At 39.5% G+C, this 25,690-nt stretch carries 29 protein-coding genes; 8 read left to right on the forward strand and 21 right to left on the reverse strand.

What is annotated here, in order from left to right:
• Positions 1-33: 33 nt before the first annotated feature.
• The 4 genes from SHI21_RS20045 to SHI21_RS20060 all read left to right on the forward strand — a co-directional run bounded on the left by SHI21_RS20045 (position 34) and on the right by SHI21_RS20060 (position 5,801).
• Positions 34-1,806 (forward strand): monovalent cation:proton antiporter-2 (CPA2) family protein, encoded by a 1,773-nt coding sequence (locus SHI21_RS20045; RefSeq protein WP_323578990.1) that lies wholly within the window; start codon positions 34-36, stop codon positions 1,804-1,806.
• A gap of 53 nt (positions 1,807-1,859) precedes the next feature.
• A complete protein-coding gene (lexA, locus tag SHI21_RS20050) occupies positions 1,860-2,474 on the forward strand; it encodes a transcriptional repressor LexA (RefSeq protein WP_323578993.1) in 615 nt (204 codons plus the stop codon).
• Positions 2,475-2,622: 148 nt separating this feature from the next.
• Positions 2,623-3,717 (forward strand): DNA polymerase IV, encoded by a 1,095-nt coding sequence (gene dinB / locus SHI21_RS20055; RefSeq protein WP_323578995.1) that lies wholly within the window; start codon positions 2,623-2,625, stop codon positions 3,715-3,717.
• Positions 3,718-3,737: 20 nt separating this feature from the next.
• Positions 3,738-5,801 (forward strand): alpha/beta fold hydrolase, encoded by a 2,064-nt coding sequence (locus SHI21_RS20060; RefSeq protein WP_323578996.1) that lies wholly within the window; start codon positions 3,738-3,740, stop codon positions 5,799-5,801.
• On the opposite strand, the gene SHI21_RS20065 is transcribed toward SHI21_RS20060, so the two are convergent.
• Positions 5,784-6,143 (reverse strand): Hpt domain-containing protein, encoded by a 360-nt coding sequence (locus tag SHI21_RS20065; protein WP_323578998.1) that lies wholly within the window; start codon positions 6,141-6,143, stop codon positions 5,784-5,786. The two genes, SHI21_RS20060 and SHI21_RS20065, sit on opposite strands and share 18 nt — an antisense overlap.
• Before the next feature lie 70 nt (positions 6,144-6,213).
• On the opposite strand from SHI21_RS20065, the gene SHI21_RS20070 reads away from it, so the two are divergent.
• A complete protein-coding gene (locus SHI21_RS20070) occupies positions 6,214-6,549 on the forward strand; it encodes a hypothetical protein (protein ID WP_323578999.1) in 336 nt (111 codons plus the stop codon).
• 40 nt (positions 6,550-6,589) lie between these two features.
• Here SHI21_RS20070 and SHI21_RS20075 read toward each other — a convergent pair whose 3' ends face one another.
• From SHI21_RS20075 to murI, 6 genes are all read right to left on the reverse strand, one after another.
• Positions 6,590-7,324 (reverse strand): hypothetical protein, encoded by a 735-nt coding sequence (locus SHI21_RS20075; RefSeq protein WP_323579000.1) that lies wholly within the window; start codon positions 7,322-7,324, stop codon positions 6,590-6,592.
• Between the two features lie 83 nt (positions 7,325-7,407).
• Entirely contained in the window at positions 7,408-8,577 is a 1,170-nt protein-coding gene (locus SHI21_RS20080; RefSeq protein WP_323579001.1) for a hypothetical protein, read from the reverse strand.
• Positions 8,570-9,166 (reverse strand): hypothetical protein, encoded by a 597-nt coding sequence (locus SHI21_RS20085; protein ID WP_323579003.1) that lies wholly within the window; start codon positions 9,164-9,166, stop codon positions 8,570-8,572. The genes SHI21_RS20080 and SHI21_RS20085 overlap by 8 nt, the downstream gene beginning before the upstream one ends.
• Before the next feature lie 68 nt (positions 9,167-9,234).
• Positions 9,235-9,951, reverse strand: coding sequence for a GHKL domain-containing protein (locus SHI21_RS20090; RefSeq protein WP_323579005.1), 717 nt, complete (start codon positions 9,949-9,951; stop codon positions 9,235-9,237).
• Between the two features lie 45 nt (positions 9,952-9,996).
• Positions 9,997-11,277, reverse strand: a complete 1,281-nt coding sequence (gene eno, locus SHI21_RS20095) for a phosphopyruvate hydratase (protein WP_323579006.1) — start codon at positions 11,275-11,277, stop codon at positions 9,997-9,999.
• A 9-nt stretch (positions 11,278-11,286) separates the two neighbouring features.
• A complete protein-coding gene (murI, locus tag SHI21_RS20100) occupies positions 11,287-12,069 on the reverse strand; it encodes a glutamate racemase (protein WP_323579008.1) in 783 nt (260 codons plus the stop codon).
• Positions 12,070-12,151: 82 nt separating this feature from the next.
• Here murI and SHI21_RS20105 point away from each other — a divergent pair, with 82 nt between their 5' ends.
• Entirely contained in the window at positions 12,152-12,898 is a 747-nt protein-coding gene (locus tag SHI21_RS20105; RefSeq protein ID WP_323579009.1) for a hypothetical protein, read from the forward strand.
• 51 nt (positions 12,899-12,949) lie between these two features.
• Here SHI21_RS20105 and SHI21_RS20110 read toward each other — a convergent pair whose 3' ends face one another.
• Genes SHI21_RS20110 through SHI21_RS20120 form a run of 3 tightly spaced genes read right to left on the reverse strand, consistent with a single transcriptional unit; the run spans position 12,950 to position 15,341 of the window.
• Positions 12,950-13,441 carry a GNAT family N-acetyltransferase gene (locus SHI21_RS20110; protein WP_323579011.1) on the reverse strand — a complete coding sequence of 164 codons (492 nt, stop codon included), beginning with the start codon at positions 13,439-13,441 and terminating at the stop codon, positions 12,950-12,952.
• A 17-nt stretch (positions 13,442-13,458) separates the two neighbouring features.
• Positions 13,459-14,112, reverse strand: coding sequence for an endonuclease III (gene nth / locus SHI21_RS20115; RefSeq protein WP_323579013.1), 654 nt, complete (start codon positions 14,110-14,112; stop codon positions 13,459-13,461).
• A 38-nt stretch (positions 14,113-14,150) separates the two neighbouring features.
• Positions 14,151-15,341 carry a hypothetical protein gene (locus SHI21_RS20120; protein ID WP_323579014.1) on the reverse strand — a complete coding sequence of 397 codons (1,191 nt, stop codon included), beginning with the start codon at positions 15,339-15,341 and terminating at the stop codon, positions 14,151-14,153.
• A gap of 229 nt (positions 15,342-15,570) precedes the next feature.
• Between SHI21_RS20120 and SHI21_RS20125 the strand changes: the two genes are divergently transcribed.
• Both SHI21_RS20125 and SHI21_RS20130 read left to right on the forward strand, forming a co-directional pair.
• Complete coding sequence (locus SHI21_RS20125; RefSeq protein WP_323579015.1) at positions 15,571-15,864, forward strand: hypothetical protein; 294 nt, start codon at positions 15,571-15,573, stop codon at positions 15,862-15,864.
• 32 nt (positions 15,865-15,896) lie between these two features.
• On the forward strand, positions 15,897-16,148 hold the full coding sequence (locus SHI21_RS20130) for a hypothetical protein (protein WP_323579016.1): 252 nt from the start codon (positions 15,897-15,899) through the stop codon (positions 16,146-16,148).
• A 4-nt stretch (positions 16,149-16,152) separates the two neighbouring features.
• Here the strand turns inward: SHI21_RS20130 and SHI21_RS20135 are convergent, their stop codons facing one another.
• The 11 genes from SHI21_RS20135 to SHI21_RS20185 form a co-directional block, all read right to left on the reverse strand.
• Entirely contained in the window at positions 16,153-17,295 is a 1,143-nt protein-coding gene (locus SHI21_RS20135; protein ID WP_323579019.1) for a CpaF family protein, read from the reverse strand.
• A gap of 8 nt (positions 17,296-17,303) precedes the next feature.
• Positions 17,304-17,861 carry a hypothetical protein gene (locus tag SHI21_RS20140; RefSeq protein WP_323579020.1) on the reverse strand — a complete coding sequence of 186 codons (558 nt, stop codon included), beginning with the start codon at positions 17,859-17,861 and terminating at the stop codon, positions 17,304-17,306.
• A 95-nt stretch (positions 17,862-17,956) separates the two neighbouring features.
• Positions 17,957-18,238, reverse strand: coding sequence for a hypothetical protein (locus tag SHI21_RS20145; RefSeq protein WP_323579022.1), 282 nt, complete (start codon positions 18,236-18,238; stop codon positions 17,957-17,959).
• Positions 18,235-20,043 (reverse strand): S8 family peptidase, encoded by a 1,809-nt coding sequence (locus tag SHI21_RS20150; protein WP_323579024.1) that lies wholly within the window; start codon positions 20,041-20,043, stop codon positions 18,235-18,237. Before SHI21_RS20150 ends, SHI21_RS20145 begins: the two co-directional genes overlap by 4 nt.
• 8 nt (positions 20,044-20,051) lie before the next feature.
• Positions 20,052-21,329 carry a hypothetical protein gene (locus SHI21_RS20155; RefSeq protein ID WP_323579026.1) on the reverse strand — a complete coding sequence of 426 codons (1,278 nt, stop codon included), beginning with the start codon at positions 21,327-21,329 and terminating at the stop codon, positions 20,052-20,054.
• Positions 21,330-21,337: 8 nt separating this feature from the next.
• Complete coding sequence (locus SHI21_RS20160; RefSeq protein ID WP_323579027.1) at positions 21,338-22,324, reverse strand: outer membrane protein; 987 nt, start codon at positions 22,322-22,324, stop codon at positions 21,338-21,340.
• Positions 22,325-22,391: 67 nt separating this feature from the next.
• Positions 22,392-23,003: an Hsp20 family protein gene (locus SHI21_RS20165; protein ID WP_323579029.1), complete on the reverse strand. Its 612-nt coding sequence runs from the start codon at positions 23,001-23,003 to the stop codon at positions 22,392-22,394.
• A gap of 12 nt (positions 23,004-23,015) precedes the next feature.
• A complete protein-coding gene (locus tag SHI21_RS20170; RefSeq protein WP_323579030.1) occupies positions 23,016-23,327 on the reverse strand; it encodes a YqfO family protein in 312 nt (103 codons plus the stop codon).
• Positions 23,328-23,422: 95 nt separating this feature from the next.
• A complete protein-coding gene (locus SHI21_RS20175; RefSeq protein WP_323579032.1) occupies positions 23,423-24,139 on the reverse strand; it encodes an FKBP-type peptidyl-prolyl cis-trans isomerase in 717 nt (238 codons plus the stop codon).
• A gap of 81 nt (positions 24,140-24,220) precedes the next feature.
• Positions 24,221-24,991, reverse strand: a complete 771-nt coding sequence (locus tag SHI21_RS20180; RefSeq protein ID WP_323579033.1) for a 5'-nucleotidase, lipoprotein e(P4) family — start codon at positions 24,989-24,991, stop codon at positions 24,221-24,223.
• 18 nt (positions 24,992-25,009) lie between these two features.
• Positions 25,010-25,669, reverse strand: coding sequence for a ribonuclease H family protein (locus tag SHI21_RS20185; protein WP_323579035.1), 660 nt, complete (start codon positions 25,667-25,669; stop codon positions 25,010-25,012).
• Between the last annotated feature and the right edge of the window lie 21 nt (positions 25,670-25,690).

Consider the following 25,690-nt stretch of genomic DNA (forward strand, 5'->3'; position numbering starts at 1 on the left):
GACAAATCATAAGAGGGCCTGTTTAATAGATGGATGAATTCATTTATCAATCAAGCTCTCTTTTTTATCGCCTCTGCCGTCATTCTAGTTCCCATTTTTCACAAGCTCGGACTTGGATCTATCTTGGGTTATCTGGTTGCAGGAATTATTGTCGGCCCATTCGGTCTGTCACTGATTCATGAAACTGATATGCTTAAACACTTTGCTGAGCTGGGTGTAATTCTTTTATTATTTATCATCGGTCTGGAAATTCAGCCTAAAAAATTATGGTCCATGAGACGCAGACTTTTTGGTCTGGGGAATCTACAGATTTTTCTTTGCTCGCTGATTTTTATGGCGATCGCAAAATACTTTGGAGTCTCAACCATTCCTGCGGCCGTCATTGGTTTTGGTCTCTCACTTTCTTCAACCGCTTTTGCTCTGCAAACACTAACTGATAAAAGTCAGCTCGATACAGAATACGGCCAGTCTTCATTTGCCGTTTTGCTAATGCAGGACTTAATCGCCATCCCTGCCCTTGCTATCATTCCCACTTTATCTCAGGATGAATCGGCACAAGGATTGAGTTTAAATACTCTGGCAATGTTTATTGCGATCATCATCGGTTTAGTTCTGGTCAGCCGCTTTTTAATTCGTCCGGCCTTTAGAATTATCAGTGCGACGAGAATCAGAGAACTCTTCACTGCCATCACTCTGGTTATTGTTTTAGGTGTCGCCTCTCTTATGCTTTCCATCGGTCTTTCGGCCGCACTTGGAACTTTTATCGCCGGAGTCCTGCTGGCAGACTCAGAATACCGCCACGAACTTGAGGCCGATTTAGGACCGTTTAAAAACCTTCTGATGGGATTATTTTTCATCGGGGTTGGAATGAGTGTAAATCTCGATCTGATTATCTCACGACCACTTTTAATTATCGGTTTATCTATCGGGTACATTCTTTTAAAAATGCTTCTGGTCTACTTATCTGGAAGAATCTTTAAATTAAGTAGAACCAACTCAAAACTCATGGCCCTAACTGTCGGCCAGGGTGGAGAATTTGCTTTTGTTATTTTTGGAATTGCTCTGACTTATCAAATGGCAGATCCAGATGTGCTGGCGATTTTAACTGTCGTCATTTCTATCTCAATGGCGCTAAGCCCGATTCTTTTATTACTTAACGATAAGTATGAAGCTGTTGTTTGCAAAGAAAAAGCAAACCCGACTTACGATCAAATTCAAAATGAATCTCCTGAAGTGATCATTGCAGGTTTCGGTCGTTTCGGACAAATCTTCGGTCGTATTTTAAGAACTCAAAAAATCCCTTTCACGGCCATTGACCGCGATCCAAATCAAATTGAGCTCGTAAGAAAATTTGGTAACAAAGTTTATTACGGTGATGCTTCGAGATTAGACATTATGGAAGCGGCCGGAGTTGCCAAGGCAAAATATTTCGTCATTGCTCTAGATGATGTCAGCGATTCAGTGAAGACTGCTCAAACGCTTAAAGAACACTTTCCTCACGTAAAAATTTATGCGCGATCAAGAAACCGCGGTCACACATTCGATCTGATGGATCAGGGAGTTCAGCATATTAAACGTGAAGTCTTTGATTCAAGCTTAAACTTCACCAGCGATCTTTTGAAAGATATGGGAATGGACTCTGATAAAGTCGATGACATCATCAGAAAATTCGCTAAACACGATGTGGACTTCATCGCTGTTCAACACAAAGTTAGGAACGATGAAAAGATGTTCATGAGTGCTTATAATCAGGCCCAGGCCCAGTTGGCCGAAGTCTTAAGTCAGGATGAAAAAGAGGGAAAATAATTATTTTTTGCGGGGGTGTTGACTTACGCAAAGATTACGCTTAGTCTTTATTCATGGCGATTACAAAAAAACAGAAAGAATTTTATGATTACATCGTGGCCTACAATAAAGAGCATGGCCACTCACCCACTCAAAAAGAGATCAAAGACCACTTCGGTCTAAAATCTTTTGGGTCAGTGCAAAAGTACCTTCAGTACTTAAATAAAGAAGGTCTGCTTGAATCACAATGGAATCAGCGCCGAAGTTTAGAAATTAAATCAGAGACTCCAGCGGAGTCAGACTCTGATCAGATCCCATTATTAGGTTTAGTTGCGGCCGGAAATCCCATTGAGGCGATTGAAAACCCAACAAACATGATCTCTGTCCCGAAATATTTATTAAAAGGTGGCTTCCGTTATTTCGCTCTTACCGTAAAAGGTGATTCGATGATTGATGCCGGCATTTTAGAAAATGATGTTCTTGTTTGCAGGTCAACGAAAGAGGCCAGAAATGGTCAGATCGTAGTGGCCGTTGTGAATGGTGAAGCGACTGTAAAAACATTCAGTCAACAGAAGAAATCGATTGAGCTACTTCCTTCCAATAAAAACTACTCACCTATCGTCATCGACGAAACGATTGAGGATTTTAAAGTTGTTGGGAATTTAGTAGGACTCCTTCGCTCTTACTAGAACTAATTAACCCATACCATCTCTCTTAAAAATTGCTTTTAATGCGCCAGATACTAGGCGCGCAGAAGTGAGGAAGGAGACGTACGTTTGTACGTCGACGCCCGAACGACTAAGCAACGACGTAGATGGTGTATTAAAAGCGATTTTTATGAAGAAAATTATCCATGTTGATATGGACTGTTTCTACGCGCAAGTAGAAATGCGTGATCGACCAGAATTAACAAACGTTCCGCTGGCAATTGGCGGTGCCCCGGGAACGAGAAGTGTCCTTTGCACAAGCAATTACATTGCTAGAAAGTTCGGAGTTAAATCGGCAATGCCTACGGATTTCGCCGTTAGGCTTTGTCCTAAATTAGTGGTCCTGCCACCTGATTTTAAAAAGTATAAAAAAGCTTCTGAGATCGTTCAGAATATTTTTTTGAAGTATTCAGACAAAGTAGAAACTGTGTCACTTGATGAGGCGTATTTAGATGTCTCGGGAGAAATCAATGCTACTGAAATTGGAAAACGCATACAGGCAGATATATTTAAAGCAACTGGTCTCACGGCCTCAGTTGGTATCGCTCCCAATAAATTCCTGGCTAAAATTGCCAGTGACTGGAAAAAGCCCAATGGTTTATTTGTCATTAAGCCCCATGAAGTTGAAAGATTCGTAAAAGATTTACCAGTGAAGTTAATTCCTGGAGTCGGTAAAAAAGGGCTCCAGCATTTAGAAAGTCTAGGCATCAAAACTTGCTCTGATATAAGACAATGCCCTCCAGAAGTTTTGGCCTTAAGTTTTGGCAAGTTTAGCCTAGATCTTTTCTATTACTCACAAGGTATCGATGAGCGCGAAGTATGCAGCGAATGGGAGAGAAAATCTTTAAGTGTAGAAAATACATTTTTAACTGATATGACAGATCCCCAGGAAATGAAGTTGTATTTAGAAGAGCTTCTTTTAGAAATGAAAGAACGAGTGGAGCATCATCTTGAAGACGAACCACATAAAAAAATTAAAAAGATATTTGTAAAAGTGAAATACGCTGACTTTAAACAATCAACCAGCGAAGAAACCCTAATCCCGTTTGAATTTGAAAACTCTCTATTTGATAAGCTCGCTAATATAGACAATTATTACCGACTGCTCAACGTTAGTCTGGCCCGTAAAAATGGCCCTATACGCCTCCTTGGAGTTGGAGTAAGATTTCTTACGGGAGAAGAGGCCGATCCAATTCAGCTTAGCCTACTTCCTCTTTGTGCTTAATCTTCACATCGATTTTTTAAATGGAACCTTTCAGCTTTGCTAAGTTTTGCGCTCACATTTTAGAAGACGAAAGTCTTGGTGCCCGCACATTTTATAAAGATCAAAACCAAAATTATTCTTATAAAGATCTCATGGGCGCTGTAATGGCCCAAATTGAAGTTTTTAAAAATTCAGAAAATAAGTTTTCTGCTTTAAAGATGGAGTCTTCATATAATCTTTTCGTGCATCTTCTTGCGGGAAGTTTTACTCAGACAGATTTATTGATTATTTCTTCTAAAGAACCTGCAGCAGCAGTGACGGGGTATCAGAAAAATATTCCCTTTACTAACGTCATCACTGACCACGATCTTAAACCTTCTGCAACTTCAACATTGCCATTAGAAGTCGATATGAACCGCCCTGCTTTTTTTATTTTAAGCTCTGGATCAAGTGGGCCTTCAAAGGCCATTGGGTTGAGTTTAAATAATGTTTATCACTCCGCTAAAAGCATCATCAATTTTTTTGAGATGAAATCCTGCGATACGACTTTTTTAAATCTTCCTCATCACCACATTGGTGGATTGATGATTTTATGGCGTGCTTTTTTTAGTCACAGCTCAGTCACAACAAATGAAAACGATGAATACCAATTTATTTCACTTGTGCCGCTACAACTTCAAAGATTTTTGCAGATCCCGGAAAAAAAGAAAAAGCTCTCTGACTGTCGTGGGGTTCTCATTGGCGGAGCTCCGCTGGACAATAGATTAAAAGATTTGGCATTCAATGAAAAAATTTCAATTTATGAAACTTATGGCATGAGTGAAACTTCTTCCCTGGTTATGCTTAACGGTATTCCACTTGAAGGACAAACCGTTAAACTTGACTCTGAAAGTAACTTCCTTATCAAAGGACCGACTTTATCTCCCAACGCTCCCGTCGATAGTGAAGGTTTTTTTCATACTAAAGATATGGGCTCAGTTGATGCCAATGGAATTTTTTCTTTTAAACAAAGACGAGATATTCTTTATAAAAGTGCCGGTGAATTAATTGACCCTCTCGTCATTGAAGATAAAGTAAAACTACTTCCATGGATCACCATGGCCGTCGTCGTTCCCATTGCTCACCCTGAATGGACATGGGCCTCTGCTTTGGTTTACCAGACCAATGACTCAACTAAATCATTTGAAAATATAAAAACACATTTAAGAAATGAATTACACCCTCATTTAATTCCCAAGTATTTTTATGAGGCCCCTAAAGATCTTGTTGCCGATGGAATGAAACCAAAACGTTTTGAGATTTCACAATGGGCACAGGTAAAATATTTTCAAGACCTGCTTCATTATCTTTATATTCCGGCAACTAATGCTAAAAAATTAATGGTGTTTTTTCATGGCTTCATGGAAGACCACACTGACATGATTCCTCTCATGGATTCTCATCAGGACATTTCCTATCTCTTTATTGATTTACCCGGGCATGGAAAAACAAACGTCACGAATTTTAAATCCCGCGAGCAGGCCTTCTCAACGATTGCCTCTTTAATTAATTTTCTAAGAAAAGACCTGGAGCTTGTGCTTTATGGCTACTCAATGGGCGGAAGGATTGCTCTTGAACTCAGCACTCAGTACTTAAAACCTGAATTACTTATTTTAGAGTCTTCTCATTTTGGTCTCGCTGATAAAGAAGACAAAAGTGCGCGCTTTGCTTCTGACTTAAAACTGCTGGCCACTCCTAATTTAAATTTATTAGAGTTTTTTACTAACTGGTATAAAAATCCTATTTTTTCAAACTACAATCAATCTCATAACTACCATACGGATATTGAAAAAAAACTCGCTCACAATCCATCTCAATGGCAGTCTTCGCTGGAGTTCTTCTCTCCTGGAGCTATGCCACTTATGCAGTCGGATGTTTTAGCAAAAGTTGCTGATTTAAAAATTGTCGGGATTGTCGGTAGTGGAGATGAAAAATATAAAAATCATTTTCTCGATATGAAAACGAAACTTCCCCATTTTCAGTATAATGAGATTGCAGGCGCAGGACATAATCCACACAAGACGCATTTGAGTGAAATTAAAATGATTCTAAGAGGCCTGATCTAAATCTTTTTTTAAAAACTGCAGCTCATACAAAATTATCATCAATTGATTTTCAAGTTTATTGAGAACTTCATAAGCACCATCAAAGTTAGAATTGATTCCCCTAAGCTCCAGGTCTTGTGCCACATCTGAGGCCACATCCACGTAAAAGCTCTTCATAATGCCTTTAAAGGTATGGGCATTAATTCTAAGCTGATCACTGTCTTGAGCACTAATAGACTCTCTAATCGGATTTATAAGATTATCAAGAGCATGTTCAAAGGCGTTGATCATGTCCAATAGGATCTCTTCATCACCACTGAAGTGACTAAGAAGAAGGGGAACATTAATAGATTTAAAGTTCATAAGCTACCATTATAACTAAATCAACTTTATTGTCTAAAGTTTTTTTAGTAACCGACCGATATGTACAAGTATGTCAGACCCAATTAAAAAATTAGATATCTTGCGCTCACTATACAATGCTCAAAACATTAGGAGCAACGCGAATCTTGGTGAAGAATTAAAAGAGATTAAAACTGAGCTTAAGATCGCCAACGATCTAAGAACTGACGGCACAGGGGCCCAGTCTGTGGCCAATGCGATTACAAACTCAACCCACTCACCTTACCTTGAAGATCAAAAATTTTATAATAAAGAAGTTCGATACAACTCTGAGAGAGAAACGAGTTGGAAAGAAGTGAGATCTGAAGAAGACAACTTGAGGGCCGCTTACAATGCGCGGAATTTAAGAAAATTAAACATACTTTAAAATAGCAAAAAAAAAGGGACCCGATTGGGTCCCTTCTTTTTTATTTCTTACCTTTCTTTTTCTTTCTCATCTTTAACAAGAAGAATGCGATAGCTGCGACAGCGATAATTCCGATGATTGTTGTTGTCTCTTCATCACCTGAGCCGCCTTTATTCTTTTTCTGCATTCCGATATCCGGATTTTGACCACCATCTGGAATATAAGTTCCATCAGCAATTAAATCACCTTCTTTATCTTTTGGTTTCCATGTTCCACCAGCAGCATTCCTTTGATCGAATACTTTTAATGTCGCGATAATTTTTTCAAAAATATCCTGGTATGAATCGTAGTGATCTTTAGCAACTGAAAATGTCACCGCGATTCCAAGAGAATCTTTTACAGTTGCAAGGTATCTTGTATAGAACCCTGGAACTTCTGAAGCTAAGTGAAGTGAATCAACCCAGCGTTGCCCGTTGATCTCTCTAACAGAAACTGCTTTTGCTTCCGACACTTGAGTCTTTCCACCTGGAAGGCTGAAAGTTTTTGGTGTTTTTAAGTAGGCCTGATATTTATCAAGATCGTCCTGATCACCTCTATACTTTGCAGCTAGAATAATGATGGCCTCTTTTTTTCTATCTTTGTTATCACTCTGACAAACCCACTCAGATCCTTCAAGAGCACAGTCCCATCCGTTAGGAAGTTCGAACTCTGAGAATTGGCTGGTAAATGTTTTTGCAAAAACACTCGTCGTGGTAAGCATCGCTGCCGCGATTAATAATGAACGCAAGTTTCTCATGCTATTTCCTCTTAAGGAGATAAACTAATAATAATAGTTTAATTGTACACTTTGCTGACTATTTTTAAATAGTTAAATTCTTCCTAATACCCGCGGGCCGCGAACCCCGGCTTGATTTCTATGTCTTTATACTTCTTTACGAGCTTAATAATGGACCAATCAGCTCCAACTTCATAAACGATGCCACTTGCGACCAAAACGTTACCGCCAAAATAATCTGTCTGGTAGATATCAAACTTCATCCCTTTCTCAACATCCGTTGATAACCCTTGGTCGATACGAATGAAATTTGAGCGGGCCGAGATTTTAAGAACTGATCCATCTACCTGGTACTCCTTAAACGAGTCTACTTTAACCGACTCAGGAGTCACGCCGTCAGAGCTCCAGCCGATGTTTAATGAAATCGTATTCCCCTTATCAGTAGACGTTCCAGACATCACTGTCTGACCTTTAACGGCCATGATGAATTTATCGAAGGCATAATTGAACCCCAGATAAGGCGCCACTTTCTCGCGGTTTATACTGTTAAAAAGAGCTGTGCCACCAGTTGCCTGGACAGCTTTTAAGGCAGGAGTCTCACTGAACTCATCCTTCTTTAAAGAATAAATTCCTTCAACACCGGCAAGTAAACCAAGCTTTGAAAAGCGGTACATCCCCTCAAGTTTGTAAGTCACTTCATCACTTAAATTATTAGCAGGAGAGCTGTATCCGATTCTTGCATCGAATTTCCATGGAGCGCTTATATAAGTCGTGTATAAATCTACACCGTACTCACTTCCAGAATCACCTAAGATAATTTCGTCTTCTGGAACCAGAGTGGCGTTTTCATAACTAGCATTTGTATAAAGGGTCTGACGGTAGTGAATTCCAACTGCATAACGAAGATTTCCCATTGTCTCAAAAGCGTATTTTGCTTCGACACCAAGAGACTCAGGCCCTGAATTTTCTTTTGTAATTTCATTCACTGTACTTGAAACTTGTCTGAATCTTCCCATCGCTGTGATTTCTAAACTTTTACTCACACCATATGAAACGGCCAGGTCCATATCAATCAGTCGGTATTTATTTCCATCGACAAGTTCCGTCTCAACACCATCTGTATCGTAAAAAGCAGAGGTCTGAAACATTGAGGCATTTGCATTGATAGCGTACGCTGAAGGATTTAATAATTCTGCGCCACCACGATGTACACCTGCGGCCATCAGAGGAGCTGAAAGAGAAAGAACTAAAACACCGGATAAAATTTTATACATATAATTCATTCACGAAAAAAAAATGATCTCGAGTATCGAAATCATAAAGGTTATTCTTGTGTTTCCATTCTCTGGGTGTTTTTTCAAAAAGCACAAAGCTCATTGCGTTCATCACGAAAGGAGAAGAAAACTCTATCTTGGCCGTCTCGATTGCTGACTCCAAAAGTTCCGGGTAATCCACTCTGCCGATAGGAAGAATGGGAGTCGTGGAGTTTTTAGTCTTCTTGAATTTTACACCGTATTCTTTCAAGAAAAAATAAATCGATTCCTGACAGTATAAAATATCTGGAGAAATTTTGGGAGTTAATGCTAAGGCGCCTTTTTTACCCATGGAGAAAGTCATTCCGTTGAATTCAATTTGCGAAATCTCTTTGAGACCATAAAGGTGACCTTCAAGTAACTCAGTAAGTTCTTCAATAAAATTTTGTTCTTCAGATCTGGTGATGAAGTCGACGCTAAAAGGGGGTAAAATAGTCAACTGTAAGAGACCATTTTTTACAAACTTTGAATCGAAACGTCTTCTGAAGTTTTCGATCTTGTTTTGATGGATAGAGCCTGGATCGAATGTTAAACCGATAAAGTATTCCATGCTCACTCCTTCTTTGGATTGAATGTCTTACTTAAAGGGTAAAAGCTATTGGAATTTTCTACAAGCTATTATGCAGCAATTTTGTCGGTTTTTCTCAAGCTCATAGAATTTTGTGTAGGAAGATAGAGTTTATTGATCCAAGTGTTGTTTTCAATCTCAAAACCAAAAATCCCACCGTGTTCTTCTGCCAGATGATGAATTGAATCCAGTCCCAGACCTTTAATCAATTTATCTTCATTTAAAATTACCCGAGTAAGTGACTCGGAAGAATCAGTAGAGCTTTTCTTCAACTGATTTCTCGTAACGACGGTTAGACCTACTTCATCCATGACAAAATTGAATTCAGCATTTGGACTCTGGGCCTCACTGATATTCTTGATGAGGTTATTTAGGATTCGATAGAAACATGGATAGTAGATCAAATCCTCTTCTGAATCTTTGCCAACAATCGTAAAAGTTGCATTCACTTGAGTATCTTTAAAATATGTTTGTGATAAATTTTCAAAAGCAAGTTTAGCATAACTAAACGGCACCCAATCATATGTCTGAACAAGATTTTTATGTTTGTAGTTGAAGTGATCGCGGATAAGACTTTGAAGAGTTTTAACTTCTTTTTGCATCAACTGAATTTCTTCCCTGTTTATATTTTCACCAGAGATTTCTTTTTGATTTAAAAATAAAAGCAAACCATGAGTCTGATTGACGACGTCGTGAAAAAATAATCTTTCTTTGAAGTCTTGTGAGCTTTCTGAATGTTGAACCGGTTTCTTTTTTAATGTAAACACAAGACCCTCAATAGCTTTTCTCATTGAGGGCCTTGTGACTAAAAACTATTTTACTGGAAGGTAAACAGCTTGGTCACCAAGCATCTCTTCAATGCGAAGAAGCTGGTTATATTTTTCCATACGGTCAGAGCGGCTAGCTGATCCAGTCTTAATATGAGCTGATCCAGTTGCTACTGCTAAATCTGCAATGAAAGAGTCCCCTGTTTCTCCAGAGCGGTGAGAGATGATCGCTTTGTAGTTGTTGTTGTATCCCAACTCCATTGCTTCAAACGTCTCAGTCAGCGTTCCGATTTGGTTAACTTTAACCAGGATGGCATTTGCTTCACCTGTCTTGATTCCCGCTTCAAAGATTTTTTTGTTTGTTACGAAAAGATCGTCACCAACTAAAACTACTTTTGAACCAAGAACTTTTGTTAAATCAATCCATCCAGAGTGGTCCCCTTCATCAAGACCGTCTTCAATGGAATATATCGGATATTTTGCACATAAATCTGAATAGTAATTAATCATATCGGCAGTACTGAACTCTTTTCCTTGCATACTGTATTTACCGTCTTTGTAAAATTCAGAAGCTGCTGAGTCTAGAGAAAGAGAGATATCCACACCTGGTTTGTAACCAGCGTTTGTGATCGCCTTTAAGATCAACTCGATAGCTTCTTCATGAGACTTAAGGTCTGGAGCGAATCCACCTTCGTCACCAACGTTAGTTGAGTGATTTGAATCAGTAAGTACTTTCTTAAGTGCATGGAAAACTTCAACACCAGCGCGAAGGTTTTCACCGAAAGACTTCTTCATGTGAGGAACGATCATGAACTCCTGGATGTCCAGGTTGTTTGAAGCATGCGATCCACCGTTGATGATGTTCATCAATGGAGTTGGCATGATGTATTTCTTGTGAGCGTTTGGCGCCTTACATTTTTCGAATAGGTATTGGTGAAGTGGCATGTTTGAATCAAGAGCACCTGCACGACATGCGGCCATTGAAACTCCAAGCAGAGCGTTCGCTCCCAGCTTAGATTTATTTTCCGTTCCATCCATCTCAAGCATCATTGTGTCGATTGCTTTTTGAGACGTCACTTCCATTCCAAGAAGTTTTGGTGCAAGAATTTCATTAACATTCTTCACAGCTTTTAAAACTGATTTCCCACAGTAGTAAGATTTATCATTGTCTCTAAGCTCTAGAGCTTCTTTTGATCCTGTAGAGGCCCCAGATGGAACAGCTGCTCTTCCCATGTTTCCTGCTTCTGTGAACACGTCTACTTCAACTGTAGGGTTTCCACGTGAATCGAGAATTTGCCTTGCTTTAATCGACTTAATTTTTGACATAAAAAATCCTTATTTTTTAAATGGGCCAAAAAACGTATGACGGTTTTTTTCTACCCACTCGGGTTTACTGCTGGAATAAAAATCAAAACTCTCACTGACAGGTGCTTTTACTTCACCTTCTTTCACAGATAAGTCGCGCACTCTTTGAGCGACATACGGTGACGGGCTCAGCGTTTTTAATTTTAGTATCGATTCAATCTTATCTTTCACTAACGGATAGTGAGTGCATCCTAAAATAGCATGCGTATAATTTTTGCCTTTTAGTGGTTCAAGTTCGATGTCTAAAAGACGGTCGAATTCCTTTTCATAACTTGGATCGCGGTAGAAATCTTCCACCATGCGAGCTAAGTTTTTAAGAGAATAATGGTCAATAAAACCTTTTGGGTCAAGGCGCTCTTTTAATCTTTTGAAGCGCTCTGATTTTCCTGTGGACTCAGTTGTAAGAACCGCCATTTTTGAAGGGCCGGTTTCTTTGTAATAGGCGTTTAAATAAGGCTCAACACCAACAAAAGTCATTTCAGGATAACGCGTGCGAAGTGTATCAATGCTTGACGCTGTAGCTGTATTGCAGGCCACAACAATCATCTCCGCGCCTTTAGAAATAAGCTCGTCGGTGATCACAAATGTTCGATTAGTTATATACTCGTCAGTCTTAGGTCCGTATGGAGCGTGAGCATCGTCGCTATAGTAATAGAAATGTGCCTCAGGAAAAGCGCTGATCAGATCCGACAGGACACTGAAGCCTCCGATCCCGGAGTCAAAAACACCTATCTTATGCGTTTTCGCGCTCATTTTTTTATCCACATTCTCCATAACTCGGACTATCTTAATCCTACTTTTAATTATTGTTAAGCTAAAGCGCCTGGATTATTAAATGTTTTTTGATCTTTTTAAAAAAAATTCCTTCCCCAAGCTTGAATCTTTCTATCTGGCACAAAATCACGCGGAAAAATTGAGCTCTTACCCTTGGATGGCCCTGGCCATCAATCAAAGGTCGATCTCAGGAAGTCTTCTGACAAAAGAGTTAGTTTTAACTCCAGTGGTGGCGACAAATCCCGGCGTTTCGTTTCAACTTGCTGAACTGGAAACAGGACTGGTTCATCATGTGTTTGATGCCAATAAAAGAATATTTAGTGGTGAGATTAAAAACGATCTTGAAATAAAAAATACCAGAGTTCTATTTAATAATATTTTAGATGCTCTGATTGAAAGAGAGATTAAATATTTCACTGATCAGATGAATAAAAGCACTTTCAGTCCAAGACAAATGGAGAATGAAGAAAAAGCTCTGGAATGGACGCGTGTGACTTTTGAAATACTAACTAAAGCAGTGTTGGAGAGTTTAACGAATCCTGAATATCTTTTTCAGACGACATTTTTTGCGGGGATCAATCCAAAATCTGGTAAACATGAAATGAGATTGATAACATTTAATCTCGATATGACATTTTTAATGTTAGACGATAATAATTTACGCGTTTTAATTTATAATATGAAACCTGGTGAATCGGCGGAGAATTTAAAGCCTGCTTTGACTGGGGATTATTCTTATAGAAAGCGTGAAATCTTTGATCAGTTTATTAATTTACTGTCGGCAATTTCTAAGGGAATGCACGCCTAAGAGGTAAGAGGTGCCAGCAGACTTGTGGTAGAGCAACTGCTAACTAAATAGCTAATCGAGCAATTGCTTTTGCATATAATAACAAACTTCATCATCCGAACGTCCAGAAACTTCTTTAAATTTTCGATACCCCAATTGATCATAAAACTGGATGGCCTGAGTATTCCAATTATCCACTCCCAAAGTAAGAACTTTAATTCCCAATTCAAAAGCTTCAAACTCTAAAGCATCCATCAGAGAAAATCCTATACCTTGTCTTTGCTGATCACTCCTCACACGCAAATCATGGATATGAGCGATCTCATGCCCATTGGCCAACTCGGGATCATTATCTGCATTCTTCATGATCAATTGAACATAAGCACATGGTGATAAATCTTCATTGCGACCCAAAAAGAAAAGACGATTCTCAACTTCTTTAAGTTCTTGTTCATATCGTTTTATATTTGAAGCGGCTTCGACTTCAGTTATGGGGTAAGAGGCCCTGACTTTTAATAAGTCATCAACAGTTATTTGATCATTTCCAATTTGAATTTTAAGCATAAACCTCTTTATCGAATTTATTTCTTCGTCTTAACCGGAGTCTTCCTCAGAAAATTAAGTGAAGAACAAAGATCACACTGAAGCCCATCGCACCCTCTGGCCGTACAATGCTCTCTTCCGTAAAAAATGATCTGCAAATGCAGCTTATTCCATTTATCTCTCGGAAAAACTTTCTTTAAATCTTCTTCTGTCTGCTCAACATTCTTTCCGGCAGTAAGACCCCATCTTTGAGCAAGTCTATGAATGTGAGTGTCTACTGGAAACGCCGGCACACCAAAACTTTGGGCCATAACAACTGAAGCTGTTTTATGTCCAACACCAGGAAGCTCTTCAAGGCCTTCAAAGCTCTGTGGCACTTCACCGTTATATTTATCAAGAAGAATTTGCGACAAATCAGAAATCGCTTTCGACTTCCTCGGTGCTAGTCCACACGGTCTGATGATGTCTTCGATTTCAGAAACAGGAACCTTCACCATTTTCTGAGGCGTATTAGCTCTCTTAAATAGCTTAGGAGTGATTTGATTCACACGAACGTCAGTACACTGAGCTGAAAGTAAAACCGCGATTAAAAGCGTATAAGGATCTGTGTGATCCAGTGGAATTGGTGTTTCCGGATACAACTCTTCTAATCTTTGAACAATGTAATCTGCTTTTTCTTGTTTTAAATTCATGCGATTATTATCGCACTTGAGAGCTGGTTTATCAAAAGTTAATTGATGATAGAATTAATCAACTCAAGGCAATTATCAGAAGATCCATTAACTGGAGCAAGTCTCAGTTTTTCAAATACCGGCCCTAGTAAATTTTTAACGTGCTGATTCGCATCTTGTCTTGAGGCCGTGCCATTTCTAAATGATCTTGCCAAGTCGTGAGACCAAAGCCAAACGTTATCAAGTTTAGGATCTTCAACCCCACTGACTGTTGTCCCCCAAATATTTAAGGGAACACGCACGTTTGCATCAGGTTGAATACCGCCGGCCACTTTAGGGTCGATTAAAATATTAGTTCCATAAAAATGTCTGGCCTCTTTCGTGAATTTTTCTACGGTCAAAAATCCTCCAAAATCTAAAACTGCTCCACCTTTTGTTCCTTGAACATTAATTCTCTCGAACGAATCTGAACGGTAAGCTCCCGCTGAAGTTAAACCATAATGTCTCAAGACATTTTCAACTTTTAGTGAATCCGTCTCATTCATTAAACTCATGTATCCCGTAGATCTTGAATGGGCCTGACGAAGAACAATTCCCGCAGGAGAAGTCGATTGATCACCATGTTTTAAATCAAAACCGGCATCAATAACGGCATAAGTCCCGACTGTTTTTAATCCACTCTGACTATGTTGAAAAACTCTATTCACCATTTTCTCATACACAAATTCTCTTATACACTCTCCAAGAGTGGCCAGACCATCGCCGTGGTCTTGAAGCGCAGGCTTCAATGCTCCCACACCTTTTGCATCAATCAGACCAATAGGATTTTCGGTTCCCGGTGCATTCACCGGAATAACTAAAGCACGTCCATAATCAGGTGGACGGTAAGCAGTTTTTTTATCATATGACAGAATCGGAGTGTTCACGACTTCTTGCTTGGCCTGTGAATCAGACATCACGGCCGTATTTCTTAGAAGCCACCAGTCTATTTCATCATTGGAAATATTGGCGAGCTCGGGAAAATCTTTTCTTAATAATCCATAATCAGCAAAAACAATTTTTGCATTTGAAAGAATCACTACCGATTCTTTTTTCGAGGCAGGATGAACATCATCAATTGCTCTTAAAGCAGAATTTGTAACATAGGTCGACTCTTCGGCCGGCGTGCGTTCATAAAAAGTTTTAGTCTGAGGTCCAGAGCATGAAACTGCTATGAAGAGAAATAAAATTAATATGATGAGCTTATTCATAAGGGGCTTTTCGTCTTAATATTAAATAAGTTTAACATTAGACAATATACCTGAGCGTTTAGCTTTCTGTCTTTTTTGAGGAAATTAATACTTATTACTTCTCATTTTTTCACAGTGGTTTAAAATAACTTAATGGTAAAAACTTTTATCGATGAAGTAAAAAATCTGCTCACTCCAAATTGCACTCGCTCTTCAATCCCCCATGGCCACAACTAGGAAAATATTAAGAATGAAATCATTATTAGTGATAGTCGCTTCTCTGCTTTTTTCATCTCAAATCAACACTGAAACCAATAGTAAGCGCGAACTGACCGACTCCTTCACGGACGTCATAAAATCCATCTCCGAAGAAGATAAGGTCCTTACTGTCAAATTTCTTAGGCATACTGCAGTCTATAGAGTGGCCCTAGACCACCCTCAATTCGCAGAAATTAAAGCAAAATTAGAAAAGGCAAAAAAAGTTGATCAAAAGGTGAAAGTCGTTGCTATAATACCTTCAATGACGATCAAAGATATTGTATAGAATAACCGTCCGGGCCCCTAGGAGGAAAGCCAGTGAAATTAGATGTTGTCCAAGATGCTAAAGATCATACATTCACAATTGCAGTTAAACTTGATCAATTCAAAACCCTGCGCGATTATGAAATCATTCACAACCTCATCAATGCTCTTTCATTAGAGTTCGATCTAGACCCAGAAATTTCTGTGGAAGATTTGAAAAACATTGTTCATGAAGCAAAGAACGAAGAGTCCACTGAGATCACGTGTGAAATCGGTCCAGATGGAATTGACGTAGAGTTCGAATAAGCTCTTAAGCTGCTTCGCCCTTATCGCCTCTTAATTTTTGATTGTACCATTCAGGAGCAAGGAAATTGCTTTTTGGAAACGGTAGTTTATTGACGATAATATCTTCAAAGAATGACGGCACGTAATTACACGCCACCATTTCTCCCAGATATTTTCCAGTCTCAGGATCTTTTCCTGTTTGTACCCATTTAAAAATATCGCGCGAAATGTAGTTTCCGTTTTTATCGATACCGGTAATTTCTGAAACGTGAGAAGTTCTTCTTCCCCCGTCATGGTAACGCGAGCATTGAACGACAATTTGCATAGCAGATGCAACCATCTTACGAATAGCGTCCGCAGGAATTTTTGTATCACCCATCAGACATAAAGTTTCTAAACGTGTGCAAGCATCAACTGGATTGTTCGCATGGACTGTTCCCATTGAACCATCGTGACCTGTGTTCATAACCTGGATAAGATCTAGTGCTTCTTCACCACGAACCTCTCCAACAATAATTCTATCTGGACGAAGTCTCATGGCCGACACAACCAGGTCACGAATCGTGATCTCAGTGACGCCTCTTTCAGAGTCTGCTTTTCTGGTTTCAAAGTTTACAACGTGCTCAGCTTTTACCTGTAGCTCGGCCGCATCTTCAATAATAATTAAGCGTTGAGTTTTTGGAATTCTCGACCCCAAAACGTTTAACATGGTCGTCTTTCCAGAACCCGTACCACCTGAAACAATAATATTTTTTCCCAGGAACATACAGATATCTAAAAATCTTGCTGCCTCTTTTGATAATGAACCAAAAGTGATTAAATCATTCAGTGTTAATTTTTCTTTTGAAAACTTTCTGATAGCAACCGTCGTTCCATTTTTTGCCATTGGAGGTAAAACAACGTGGATACGAGATCCATCGGGAAGGCGGGCATCGAGACGAGGATTGTCTTTATCAATTCTTCTACCAACCGACTGAGCAATCGCTCTCATCGCTGATACAAGTGCTTCTTCATTGTGAAATTGAGCATCAGTTTTATAGACGAGACCTTTTTTTTCCACGAAAATTTCTTTGGGCCCGTTGATCATGATTTCAGATACGCCGGCGTCCTCAAGAAGTTCCTTGATTGGATATAAAAACTGGTCAATTGCATCGCTAAATACTGACATCTTATTCCTTAATCTTCTGTCGCCAGATCTCTTCCACCAAAGCCAATCATTTCACGTTCCTGATCTTTTGGTGTTTCGTCTTTTTGTACTCTATCGTGGTCTAAGTCGATGTAGTCTTCTTTCATTTCTGAACGCTTAATCTGCACCCATTCACTAGGTGTATCTTTCGGCTTCCAGACTTTAACCATATCCGAGGCAAGACCACGCCTTGCTGTCTCATCTCTATCGGCTCCTTTCTCTAAAACCATGACCCTACCGGTGAAGGTATTGTTGGGGCAATTGAATTGAAAAACACCTACTTTATCGAAGAAGACTTCCGCCTCTGCGATTTTATCTTTTACCGGACTCGAAAAAACACTTTTATCAGGAATATTAAAACAAGCTGAATCCATCCCTACGGCCGTTACAAAGAAGCGAACCTTCTCACCCTTGTAGACAACGATACGATTGGGGTAAAAGCCTTCTTTGCCGATAATGACGGCCTGTTCGCGGTATGGAACATCAAGAGACTGCTCTTTGAAATAAGTTTCCTGAAGGGCATAGGCCTTTTGATAAAAAAGCGCCATGACGGTCACGAGTCCTATGTATGATAATTTCTTGATAACGACCTCTCGGAGATAATTAGTTCTCTAGAGTCTTGTCGGTATCCGACGAAATAACTTTAATCAGGCTTATTCAGAGATTTGTAAACGAAATTTGGTTGGATTTTGAAGTTCTTACCACCTATTTTTTTTAAGGCAGCAACTCCCGGGTCTTTTTTGTATTGGATGAGAAAGTTCCCTCTGCTTAAGGGTCTTAATTGATCGGGTGGGTATTTTTTCAAAGTGCTCTTTAATGTTTCGGCCGTCATATGTGGGCCTGTGACGATATATTCTGTAAGGGCTTTTCTTTCTAAAGAAAAAACTGAAGTGCTAAAAAATAATAAAATTAAAAAAAACTTCATGGAACTTTTACCGCTGCGACACCTGTTGGTGTATTAATATAATTAAGAGATCCAATAGCACTCACCGCTTTTCCTGTTGAAGTTTTACCAGCAAGAGATGCCGTCGCCACGCCACCACGTTTAATAGAATTAGCGACGTCACTGTAAGTATAACTTGGATTATAAGCGTAAATCATAGCTGCTAAACCCGCCACATGTGGAGCGGCCATCGAAGTTCCGCTGATCACATTGTAAGATGTCGTGTTGTAGGCCAGAGTATCAATTGAAAAATTTGAAACGTTAACTCCTAAATCAACACCAGAGCTGTCTGTAACAAGGTTAAATCCAATACTAAAAGGACTTCCTAACAATGACGTGATCTCATATTCAAAAGGCTCACGGTAACCGTAGGTCGTTCCTGAAAATGTATCAAGTTTTGTTCCGCTGGCCATTGGATCAGTTGTGCCACTCTTACTATAAATTGATATAGAGTCGCCAGCATCGACGTCAGTCATCAAGTAAAAATTTAAAGTCGCAACATCAACAGAGGAAGGATTAAAACTTTTCCACGCCCTTGCATCCATATTGTTTAAATACTTCGCAGTACTGTAGTTATAATTAGTAGGATTAACCAGGCAACTGACAGGTGAGCCAAAATTTAAATCTTTGTAGCCCCATCCTGAAGCGGCCGTGCTGGAAAAACTCCATCCTGCTTTTAACGTATCAGTCACAGATGAGTGAGTTCCGGGCCATGTACTTACAATATTAACTCCCGGCGCTCCGACGTCCACGTGAGTTATTCCATAATTAGAAAAAGAGGCCAATGAATAATCCTGAGCTAAGGCCGCAACACAAACGATATTATTCTGAGCATAGTCACATGGATAAATTAGTGTTGAACCGTCATCGTTATTTGTTCCATCATTTCCTGCGGCGGCCACGACCAAAACATTATGATTAAGAGCGTACGTCATTGCATCACTTTCAAATTGACCAAACTCACTTCCCCCTAAACTCATATTGATGACTTTAGCACCGTTATCAACCGCAAAATTAATACCGTCAATTATATCGGCCGATGTTCCAGATCCCGTTGTATCTAAAACTCTTATGGCCATCAATTTTACTTTCCAGCATACACCGGTACTACCAGTGCCATTATTTCCAACGGCACCAATTGTTCCTGCAACGTGTGTTCCATGGCCATTAGAATCCATCGGATCATTGTCATTATTTACAAAGTCATAACCGTGATTTGGATAGCTCGCTCCCCCATCCCACATATTATTTACTAGATCACCTTGATTATAATTAATTCCTGTATCGATAACGGCCACGATGACTGAGGAGCAGTCCGTGATAGTATTCCATGCATATTCCAGATTCATATCCTTACCGGACACACCTGGATTGTTTGTCGGTCTCGGAGTGTCGGGACCACCGGCCGAAATAATCGTTTGTCCGGTATTTTTTAATCCCCACAATTGCCCATAACGAGGGTCATTGGGAGCTAGTAATGCATGATAAATATAATTGGGTTGAGCATGAAGAACATCAGGATCTTGCTTAAATTCTTCAATCGCCTCTTTTATGTTGAGAGTTTTTTTTAGCTTAACTCTATTCCAACCTTTTTTCATCTGCTTGCCGATCCTGACTCCACCTTCTCTTTCAATGGCAACACTCTGATCAAAAGAACTCATTGTAGCTTTATACTTCACCAGTATCTCGCCGGTGACAAAATTGGATTTTAAATTTTTCGAATGGGCCGAAAAAACATTTCCAGAAAAAATTAATAAACTCACAAATATTAAATTTTTAATCTTCATAAAATATCCTACGGTAACGTGATGGAAAATTCAGTTGAGGTATCACTCATTGTCCCTGACGTTGATCCTGGCGCATTTAAATTCGAGTAAGCAGATACTTTAAAATAGGTCGTACCTATTAAAAGATTTGAAAGTGTTTTTGTCACTGGTGCTGTCGGTCCTGCAACGTATGGGACATCGTAATAACTGGCGGACGCCGGATCAATACCACTTGTTCTACTATAGTAAATCCGATATCCCCCACCTGTTTTATTCACGGCCTTTTCACGGTTGGCATTCCATGAGATCTGAACACTAGGTGCAGGTCCAAGATAATTATAGGCCGATAGAGCAGACGAGCATGCGCTCGATCCGACGAGATTTGATGAGTTCGTATAAAAAGAATGAGTACCCACACTTAAAGCGGAGCTTGTAACATAAACACTTCCACCTGTTGATGTCGCTATCCCTACTAAAGATAAACAACTAGCATCCGTATAAAGATTAACAGTGTCTCCATTGCTCACACCTGAGGCCATAAATGTTGGAGTGGAAACATAATTGGGAGAAGTTGATGGCGTGGAAAGTGTCAGAGCTGTTGCACTTGTTGGTAAAACTCCAAGATAGTTATAACTTAAAAGTGCGGCCGAACAAGTTCCTGTCCCTGCCGTATTTGTACTATTGGTATAAAACTGATTCACTCCAGGAGCAAGTTGACTTGAAATAATTGTCGCAGTTGTCCCGCTGACTAGTGCACTTCCATAAGACTGCGAACAATTAGAATCCACATATAAATTCCCAGTTTCTCCCGAGACCATACCAAAGAGTCTGACAGCTGGAGTCGCAACAGTACCTGGTGATGACGCCGGAGAGATCAAGGTCATACTCGTCGCTGTCGTTGGTGCAATTCCCAAATATTGATAACTGGTCAAAAGACCCGAGCAAGCACTAGTTGTATAGGCATTAGTAGTGTTTGAATAAAAATTAAATGTTCCGACTGAAAGAGTTTGTGAAGTTATTGTCACCGATGAAGCAGAGGCCACTGCACTTCCCGCTAAATTAGTGCATGCTGAATTAGTAAAAATTTTAATTGTTTCACCACTTACCACACCACTAAGTGAGAATACCGGTGTCGCATCAAAACCTGGAGTGCTTGCCGGAGACACCAATGTCATTGACGTTGCAATAGTGGGAACAATTGGAGAGTTTCCAGGTTTATTATAAGTAAAAGGCAACGCATTTTTACTTTCTTGCTTACAAGAAATAGTGAGAAATAATATCGTCAAAACAAAAATAAAACTCTTCATAGTCATCTCTATTTAAAGTAGTACTTCAACCCAAGTGTAAAATACTGGTTAGAGTAACTCATATTTGATGTAAAATTTGTCCCAGAACTTTCATCCTGAAATTTTAGACTTTTTTTTCCCAGATACTCATAACCTAAATTCATTCCAACCCCCCAATGAGAATTTAAATGATATTCAATCCCGGCCTCGATCAATGCCGCAATTCCCAGAGAACTAAGTTCATATGTGGAGACACTATCACTAAGAGTTGAGCTCATGTGACTGGCCCCAATATAGGCTGCCACAATCGGCTTCCATGCGGAATCATCTAAAAAAATAAATTTATAACCGACATAAAAGTTTTTGAAGGAGTCTTCGTAGACCCACGTTCCTCTTTCTGAAATGGAAGTGTTTAAATCAGTTAAATCGAGTGCATCAGATTTTTTTCCGTTTGATAACCTTAATTTGAATGCCAAAAATCTATTTTGATTGGACCTTAATCCAAAACCTAAACTTAATAATGAACCCGAACTATAACTGCTGTTTTCGGCCTTACCCCATGATGTCGGGTTGGTTGCTGAGGTCGATGGAAATACTTCATTGTAGTCACTGGCCACGGGGCCCTCGTCTGAAACTTTCATTGAACCAAAATCAATTTCAGCAAAATATTTATAAGATTTGAATTTTTCTCCCTCACTCATATCACGAGGCTTCTTCTTAAATTCATTTCCCTGCAAATCATTATTGATTTTAGTTTTATCGACATTCATGACACATGATTCACGAGTCACAAAAATCTGATTATGAATTTTGAATACAATATAGTCTGGATTTTTAGCAGGACTTCGAGCATCCAAAATGACATTCGCAAATTGCTTACCGTTAACAACTTTGAATTCTTTATTTTCAAAAAGACTGACTTCACATCGACTGAGTTCATGCAGGTAGTACACGCTTTCGGCCCTGGCATTAACGGCCATGATTGTTGCGAGTAAAAAAAGGTAATACCTGATCATTAAACAATTATCCGCTAATTTGCAAAATATGCAAGTAGGAATAAATATCTAATAAGCTCTTGCTGAGCTAGATATTTAGATCATCTGAATTAGGACTCACAGGAATTCGCTCATCAACTTTTTTGACAGCAGGAGGCGGCGTTGTCTTCTTAAATTCAGCTTTCGCCAGACGTTTAAACTTAATTAAAAATTCACCATCTTTATTTTCAAATTCAGGACTAGTTTGATCAACATCATCAGGCAGAGAAAACGATCTTTCAAAATTCACTTTGCGCACGATTTTTTTCTTACCAGTGCCTTGAGTAGACTCTACATCACCTTTAATCTTCACCATCCCCTTTTCAATCTTAATATCTAGAGGTTTATCTTTAATCTGTTTTACTTTTATTTTTAAAATTTTCTGAGTGTCAGTAACGATCCAGTCATACTCTCCGACTACCGGCCCTTCGAGCTCTCCGATATCAAAACCGGGCATTCCGCCTTGTTGTGAGAACCTTCTCATCATCTCCATCATCTTTTGTTCCATGTCGCCATTGCCGTCCATAAGAGAGTTGAGCATCTCTTCGCGGGCCTTCATGATTTCCTGGATTTGTTTTTCGAACTGCTCATCTTGAGCATAAATTTTTGGTGCTGTTATATTTGCGAATAAAAAAATCATGATGAGTACTAATTTTTTCATATGTCCTCTTTATTAAGCCTCCATACATTTTACCACATCGTAGGCAGGTGTCTCGTACGGATGTGAATTTTTTAAGGCCTTCACTGCAATAGATAATATGTGATCATCCATCACCATTTCAACCCTGACTTCAGAAATTTTTTCTACATCTCCAACTTTTCCGATAGTTGGATTTGCGCCCTCCAAGGCCCTAAATTGCCCCTGACCTTCTGTTTCAAAAGAGCATCTGTCATAGTTACCAATGCGCCCAACCCCAACGTCAAACAAAGCATTTTTCACAACTTCTTTAAACTCAACCGGAACATAAAAAGTTAACTTAAGCATTAGAGTCTCCTAAAACAAAAAGGCCCCTCTGGTATTAGCAGAGAGGCCTTCTTTTATAATTTTATAATTTCTTAAAAACTATTTTTTCTTAAAAACTATTTTTTCTTAGCTGCAGATGCAGATGGAGCCGCTTCAGCAGTTGGTGCTGCTTTTTCGATTCCAAGAAGTTCAACTTCGAAAATTAAAGTTGCGCCACCAGCGATTTTCGGAGGTGCACCAGCATCACCGTAAGCTAGCTCAGAAGGGATTACGAATTTCGACTTCCCACCAACTTTCATAGTTTGAAGACCTTCAGTCCATCCACGGATAACTCTGTTAAGAGGGAATGAAACTTCTTGTTTTCTTTCTACAGATGAATCGAACACAGTTCCATCCATTAAAGTACCATGGTAGTGAACTTTTACTACGTCAGTTTCTTTTGGAGTAGGTCCAGTTCCTTCTTTGATTACTTTGTAAGCAAGTCCAGAAGCAGTTTTAGTTGCCCCTTCTTTCTTTACGAAGTTATCGATGAATTCAGCACCTTTCTTCTTGATATCTCCAGCTTGTTTTTCCATACGAGCTTTGAACATATCTTGGATTTTTTGTTGGTATGCCATAGGATCAACTTTTTGTTTTTCACCTTTAGCTGCATCTCTTAATCCAGATGTAAGTGCGTCGATTTCTGAATCTGACATACTTAATTGAGTTAAGCGTGATCCGAACATTGTTCCGATCGAGTAAAATGTTTTCTCTTCTTCTGTCTTAGGGTCTTTCCCTTTTGAACATCCAACTGCAACTGCTGCAAGAAGTGCCAATACTAAAATCTTCTTCATTGTGATCATTCCTTTGTATGATGATTGGTGAATAATTTATTTACTTTAATACGTTAATGCGGGTTTGTTTAAAGATCAAGCCTAAGGCTTAACTTTTAAATTTTCATATCGCGATTTATTTGCAGGCAATGCCCTTTCCCAATCTCCGTACAATGGATTTGGAAGGATAATAAACTTCTGCCCGAAGTCCGCTTTCATTTTATCGACCAACGCGTTACGCTCTTCAACCGTCGTTTTTTCATATCCACCTGGGAAATCTGAAAGATTATCTCCCACATATAAAACAACTGAATACTTCTTAAGAACTTCCAGACGTCTTGGCTCTTTTGTATGCTCTTTCGGCATTGGCATTAGGTTTTCTTTTTTTACCGGGAAGCCCTGAGCTTTCAGGTTATCAAAAGTATCCTGGAACATGTCGCTCGCTCTGTTTGTAATATAGAAAATTTCTACGTTACGCGCTTCCAGGAATTTTACGAAATCAAGAGCACCGGGGATAGCAATCGCTTGCTTCATCTTCACCCATTCAGCAAAATGATTTTCTTTCCATGAAAGACCTTCTCTAATCTCCATGGCCCCGCCAAAAGAGTTATCAAGAACCGTTTCATCGATATCGAAAATAACAGCACGCTTTTTGTTGTGCTTGTCTTCCAGGTCTCTTTCAACACGCTCTTTAGCGATATTGTAAGCTTGATAAGTAAGTGCTCTATACTCACCACTCGTTTGTTGCCATAAATAGGCCCCAACCTGATACTCACGTGGATTTGGTTTTGCAACCGAATCACTTACTGAGTTCGAATGAGTTGAACAAGACGCTAAAACCGTCAATGTTAAGATTGTTAAAAGTGAACGCATTATAATCTCCTTATTATTTTAAAAGCCCGCTTCATCCAAAGCAAGGTTGCACATCTGATCACACATTTCATTCTGTGGATGTCCGGCATGGCCTTTCACCCAATTGAACTTAATGTGATTAAAATTTGATTTCAATTCATCTAACTGCTTCCAAAGAAGAATATTCTCCGGCTCTTTCCCATCGGCCTTTTTCCAACCGCGATTTTTCCATCCAGTGATCCAGCTAGAGATCCCTTCCGTGACATACTTCGAGTCACTATAAACGAACACCGGGCTTTCATGATCAGAGACACCGTCTTCAATCCATTTTTCAACCAGCCCTTGAAGACCTCTAATAACCCCTTCAAGCTCCATCTTATTATTCGTCGTCGGAACATCAACGCCCGAAGATTTTAAAATAACTTGCCCACTCGCATCCTGAATCATAACTCCCCAGGCACCCGGCCCTGGGTTTCCTCTACAGGCCCCATCAGCAAACACGGCGTAGCCACTCGTGCGCTCTTGCATCTCATCCGGCAATGGAAATTTGGATTCCCAGTTAAGAGCTTTCGCCTCCTTAACTTCCACCAAATCAGGGGTTAATGATTCTAGTTTATCCAAAGCAGCAATTGCCTCAGGAAACTGGTCAAAGACAGGACGTAATTTTTTAAGAATTTTAAGTACTTCGGATTTTTTCATAGGGAAAATTCTAGTTTAAAA

The organism is Bacteriovorax sp. PP10 (assembly GCF_035013165.1).
Lineage (GTDB): Bacteria > Bdellovibrionota > Bacteriovoracia > Bacteriovoracales > Bacteriovoracaceae > Bacteriovorax > Bacteriovorax antarcticus.

Coding starts and splice junctions, on each gene's coding strand:
- SHI21_RS20045 (WP_323578990.1), top strand. CDS start 34: ATGAATTCATTTATCAATCAAGCTCTCTTTTTTATCGCCTCTGCCGTC.
- lexA (WP_323578993.1), top strand. CDS start 1,860: ATGGCGATTACAAAAAAACAGAAAGAATTTTATGATTACATCGTGGCC.
- dinB (WP_323578995.1), top strand. CDS start 2,623: ATGAAGAAAATTATCCATGTTGATATGGACTGTTTCTACGCGCAAGTA.
- SHI21_RS20060 (WP_323578996.1), top strand. CDS start 3,738: ATGGAACCTTTCAGCTTTGCTAAGTTTTGCGCTCACATTTTAGAAGAC.
- SHI21_RS20065 (WP_323578998.1), bottom strand. CDS start 6,143: ATGAACTTTAAATCTATTAATGTTCCCCTTCTTCTTAGTCACTTCAGT.
- SHI21_RS20070 (WP_323578999.1), top strand. CDS start 6,214: ATGTCAGACCCAATTAAAAAATTAGATATCTTGCGCTCACTATACAAT.
- SHI21_RS20075 (WP_323579000.1), bottom strand. CDS start 7,324: ATGAGAAACTTGCGTTCATTATTAATCGCGGCAGCGATGCTTACCACG.
- SHI21_RS20080 (WP_323579001.1), bottom strand. CDS start 8,577: ATGTATAAAATTTTATCCGGTGTTTTAGTTCTTTCTCTTTCAGCTCCT.
- SHI21_RS20085 (WP_323579003.1), bottom strand. CDS start 9,166: ATGGAATACTTTATCGGTTTAACATTCGATCCAGGCTCTATCCATCAA.
- eno (WP_323579006.1), bottom strand. CDS start 11,277: ATGTCAAAAATTAAGTCGATTAAAGCAAGGCAAATTCTCGATTCACGT.
- murI (WP_323579008.1), bottom strand. CDS start 12,069: ATGAGCGCGAAAACGCATAAGATAGGTGTTTTTGACTCCGGGATCGGA.
- SHI21_RS20105 (WP_323579009.1), top strand. CDS start 12,152: ATGTTTTTTGATCTTTTTAAAAAAAATTCCTTCCCCAAGCTTGAATCT.
- SHI21_RS20110 (WP_323579011.1), bottom strand. CDS start 13,441: ATGCTTAAAATTCAAATTGGAAATGATCAAATAACTGTTGATGACTTA.
- nth (WP_323579013.1), bottom strand. CDS start 14,112: ATGAATTTAAAACAAGAAAAAGCAGATTACATTGTTCAAAGATTAGAA.
- SHI21_RS20120 (WP_323579014.1), bottom strand. CDS start 15,341: ATGAATAAGCTCATCATATTAATTTTATTTCTCTTCATAGCAGTTTCA.
- SHI21_RS20125 (WP_323579015.1), top strand. CDS start 15,571: ATGAAATCATTATTAGTGATAGTCGCTTCTCTGCTTTTTTCATCTCAA.
- SHI21_RS20135 (WP_323579019.1), bottom strand. CDS start 17,295: ATGTCAGTATTTAGCGATGCAATTGACCAGTTTTTATATCCAATCAAG.
- SHI21_RS20140 (WP_323579020.1), bottom strand. CDS start 17,861: ATGGCGCTTTTTTATCAAAAGGCCTATGCCCTTCAGGAAACTTATTTC.
- SHI21_RS20145 (WP_323579022.1), bottom strand. CDS start 18,238: ATGAAGTTTTTTTTAATTTTATTATTTTTTAGCACTTCAGTTTTTTCT.
- SHI21_RS20150 (WP_323579024.1), bottom strand. CDS start 20,043: ATGAAGATTAAAAATTTAATATTTGTGAGTTTATTAATTTTTTCTGGA.
- SHI21_RS20155 (WP_323579026.1), bottom strand. CDS start 21,329: ATGAAGAGTTTTATTTTTGTTTTGACGATATTATTTCTCACTATTTCT.
- SHI21_RS20160 (WP_323579027.1), bottom strand. CDS start 22,324: ATGATCAGGTATTACCTTTTTTTACTCGCAACAATCATGGCCGTTAAT.
- SHI21_RS20165 (WP_323579029.1), bottom strand. CDS start 23,003: ATGAAAAAATTAGTACTCATCATGATTTTTTTATTCGCAAATATAACA.
- SHI21_RS20170 (WP_323579030.1), bottom strand. CDS start 23,327: ATGCTTAAGTTAACTTTTTATGTTCCGGTTGAGTTTAAAGAAGTTGTG.
- SHI21_RS20175 (WP_323579032.1), bottom strand. CDS start 24,139: ATGAAGAAGATTTTAGTATTGGCACTTCTTGCAGCAGTTGCAGTTGGA.
- SHI21_RS20180 (WP_323579033.1), bottom strand. CDS start 24,991: ATGCGTTCACTTTTAACAATCTTAACATTGACGGTTTTAGCGTCTTGT.
- SHI21_RS20185 (WP_323579035.1), bottom strand. CDS start 25,669: ATGAAAAAATCCGAAGTACTTAAAATTCTTAAAAAATTACGTCCTGTC.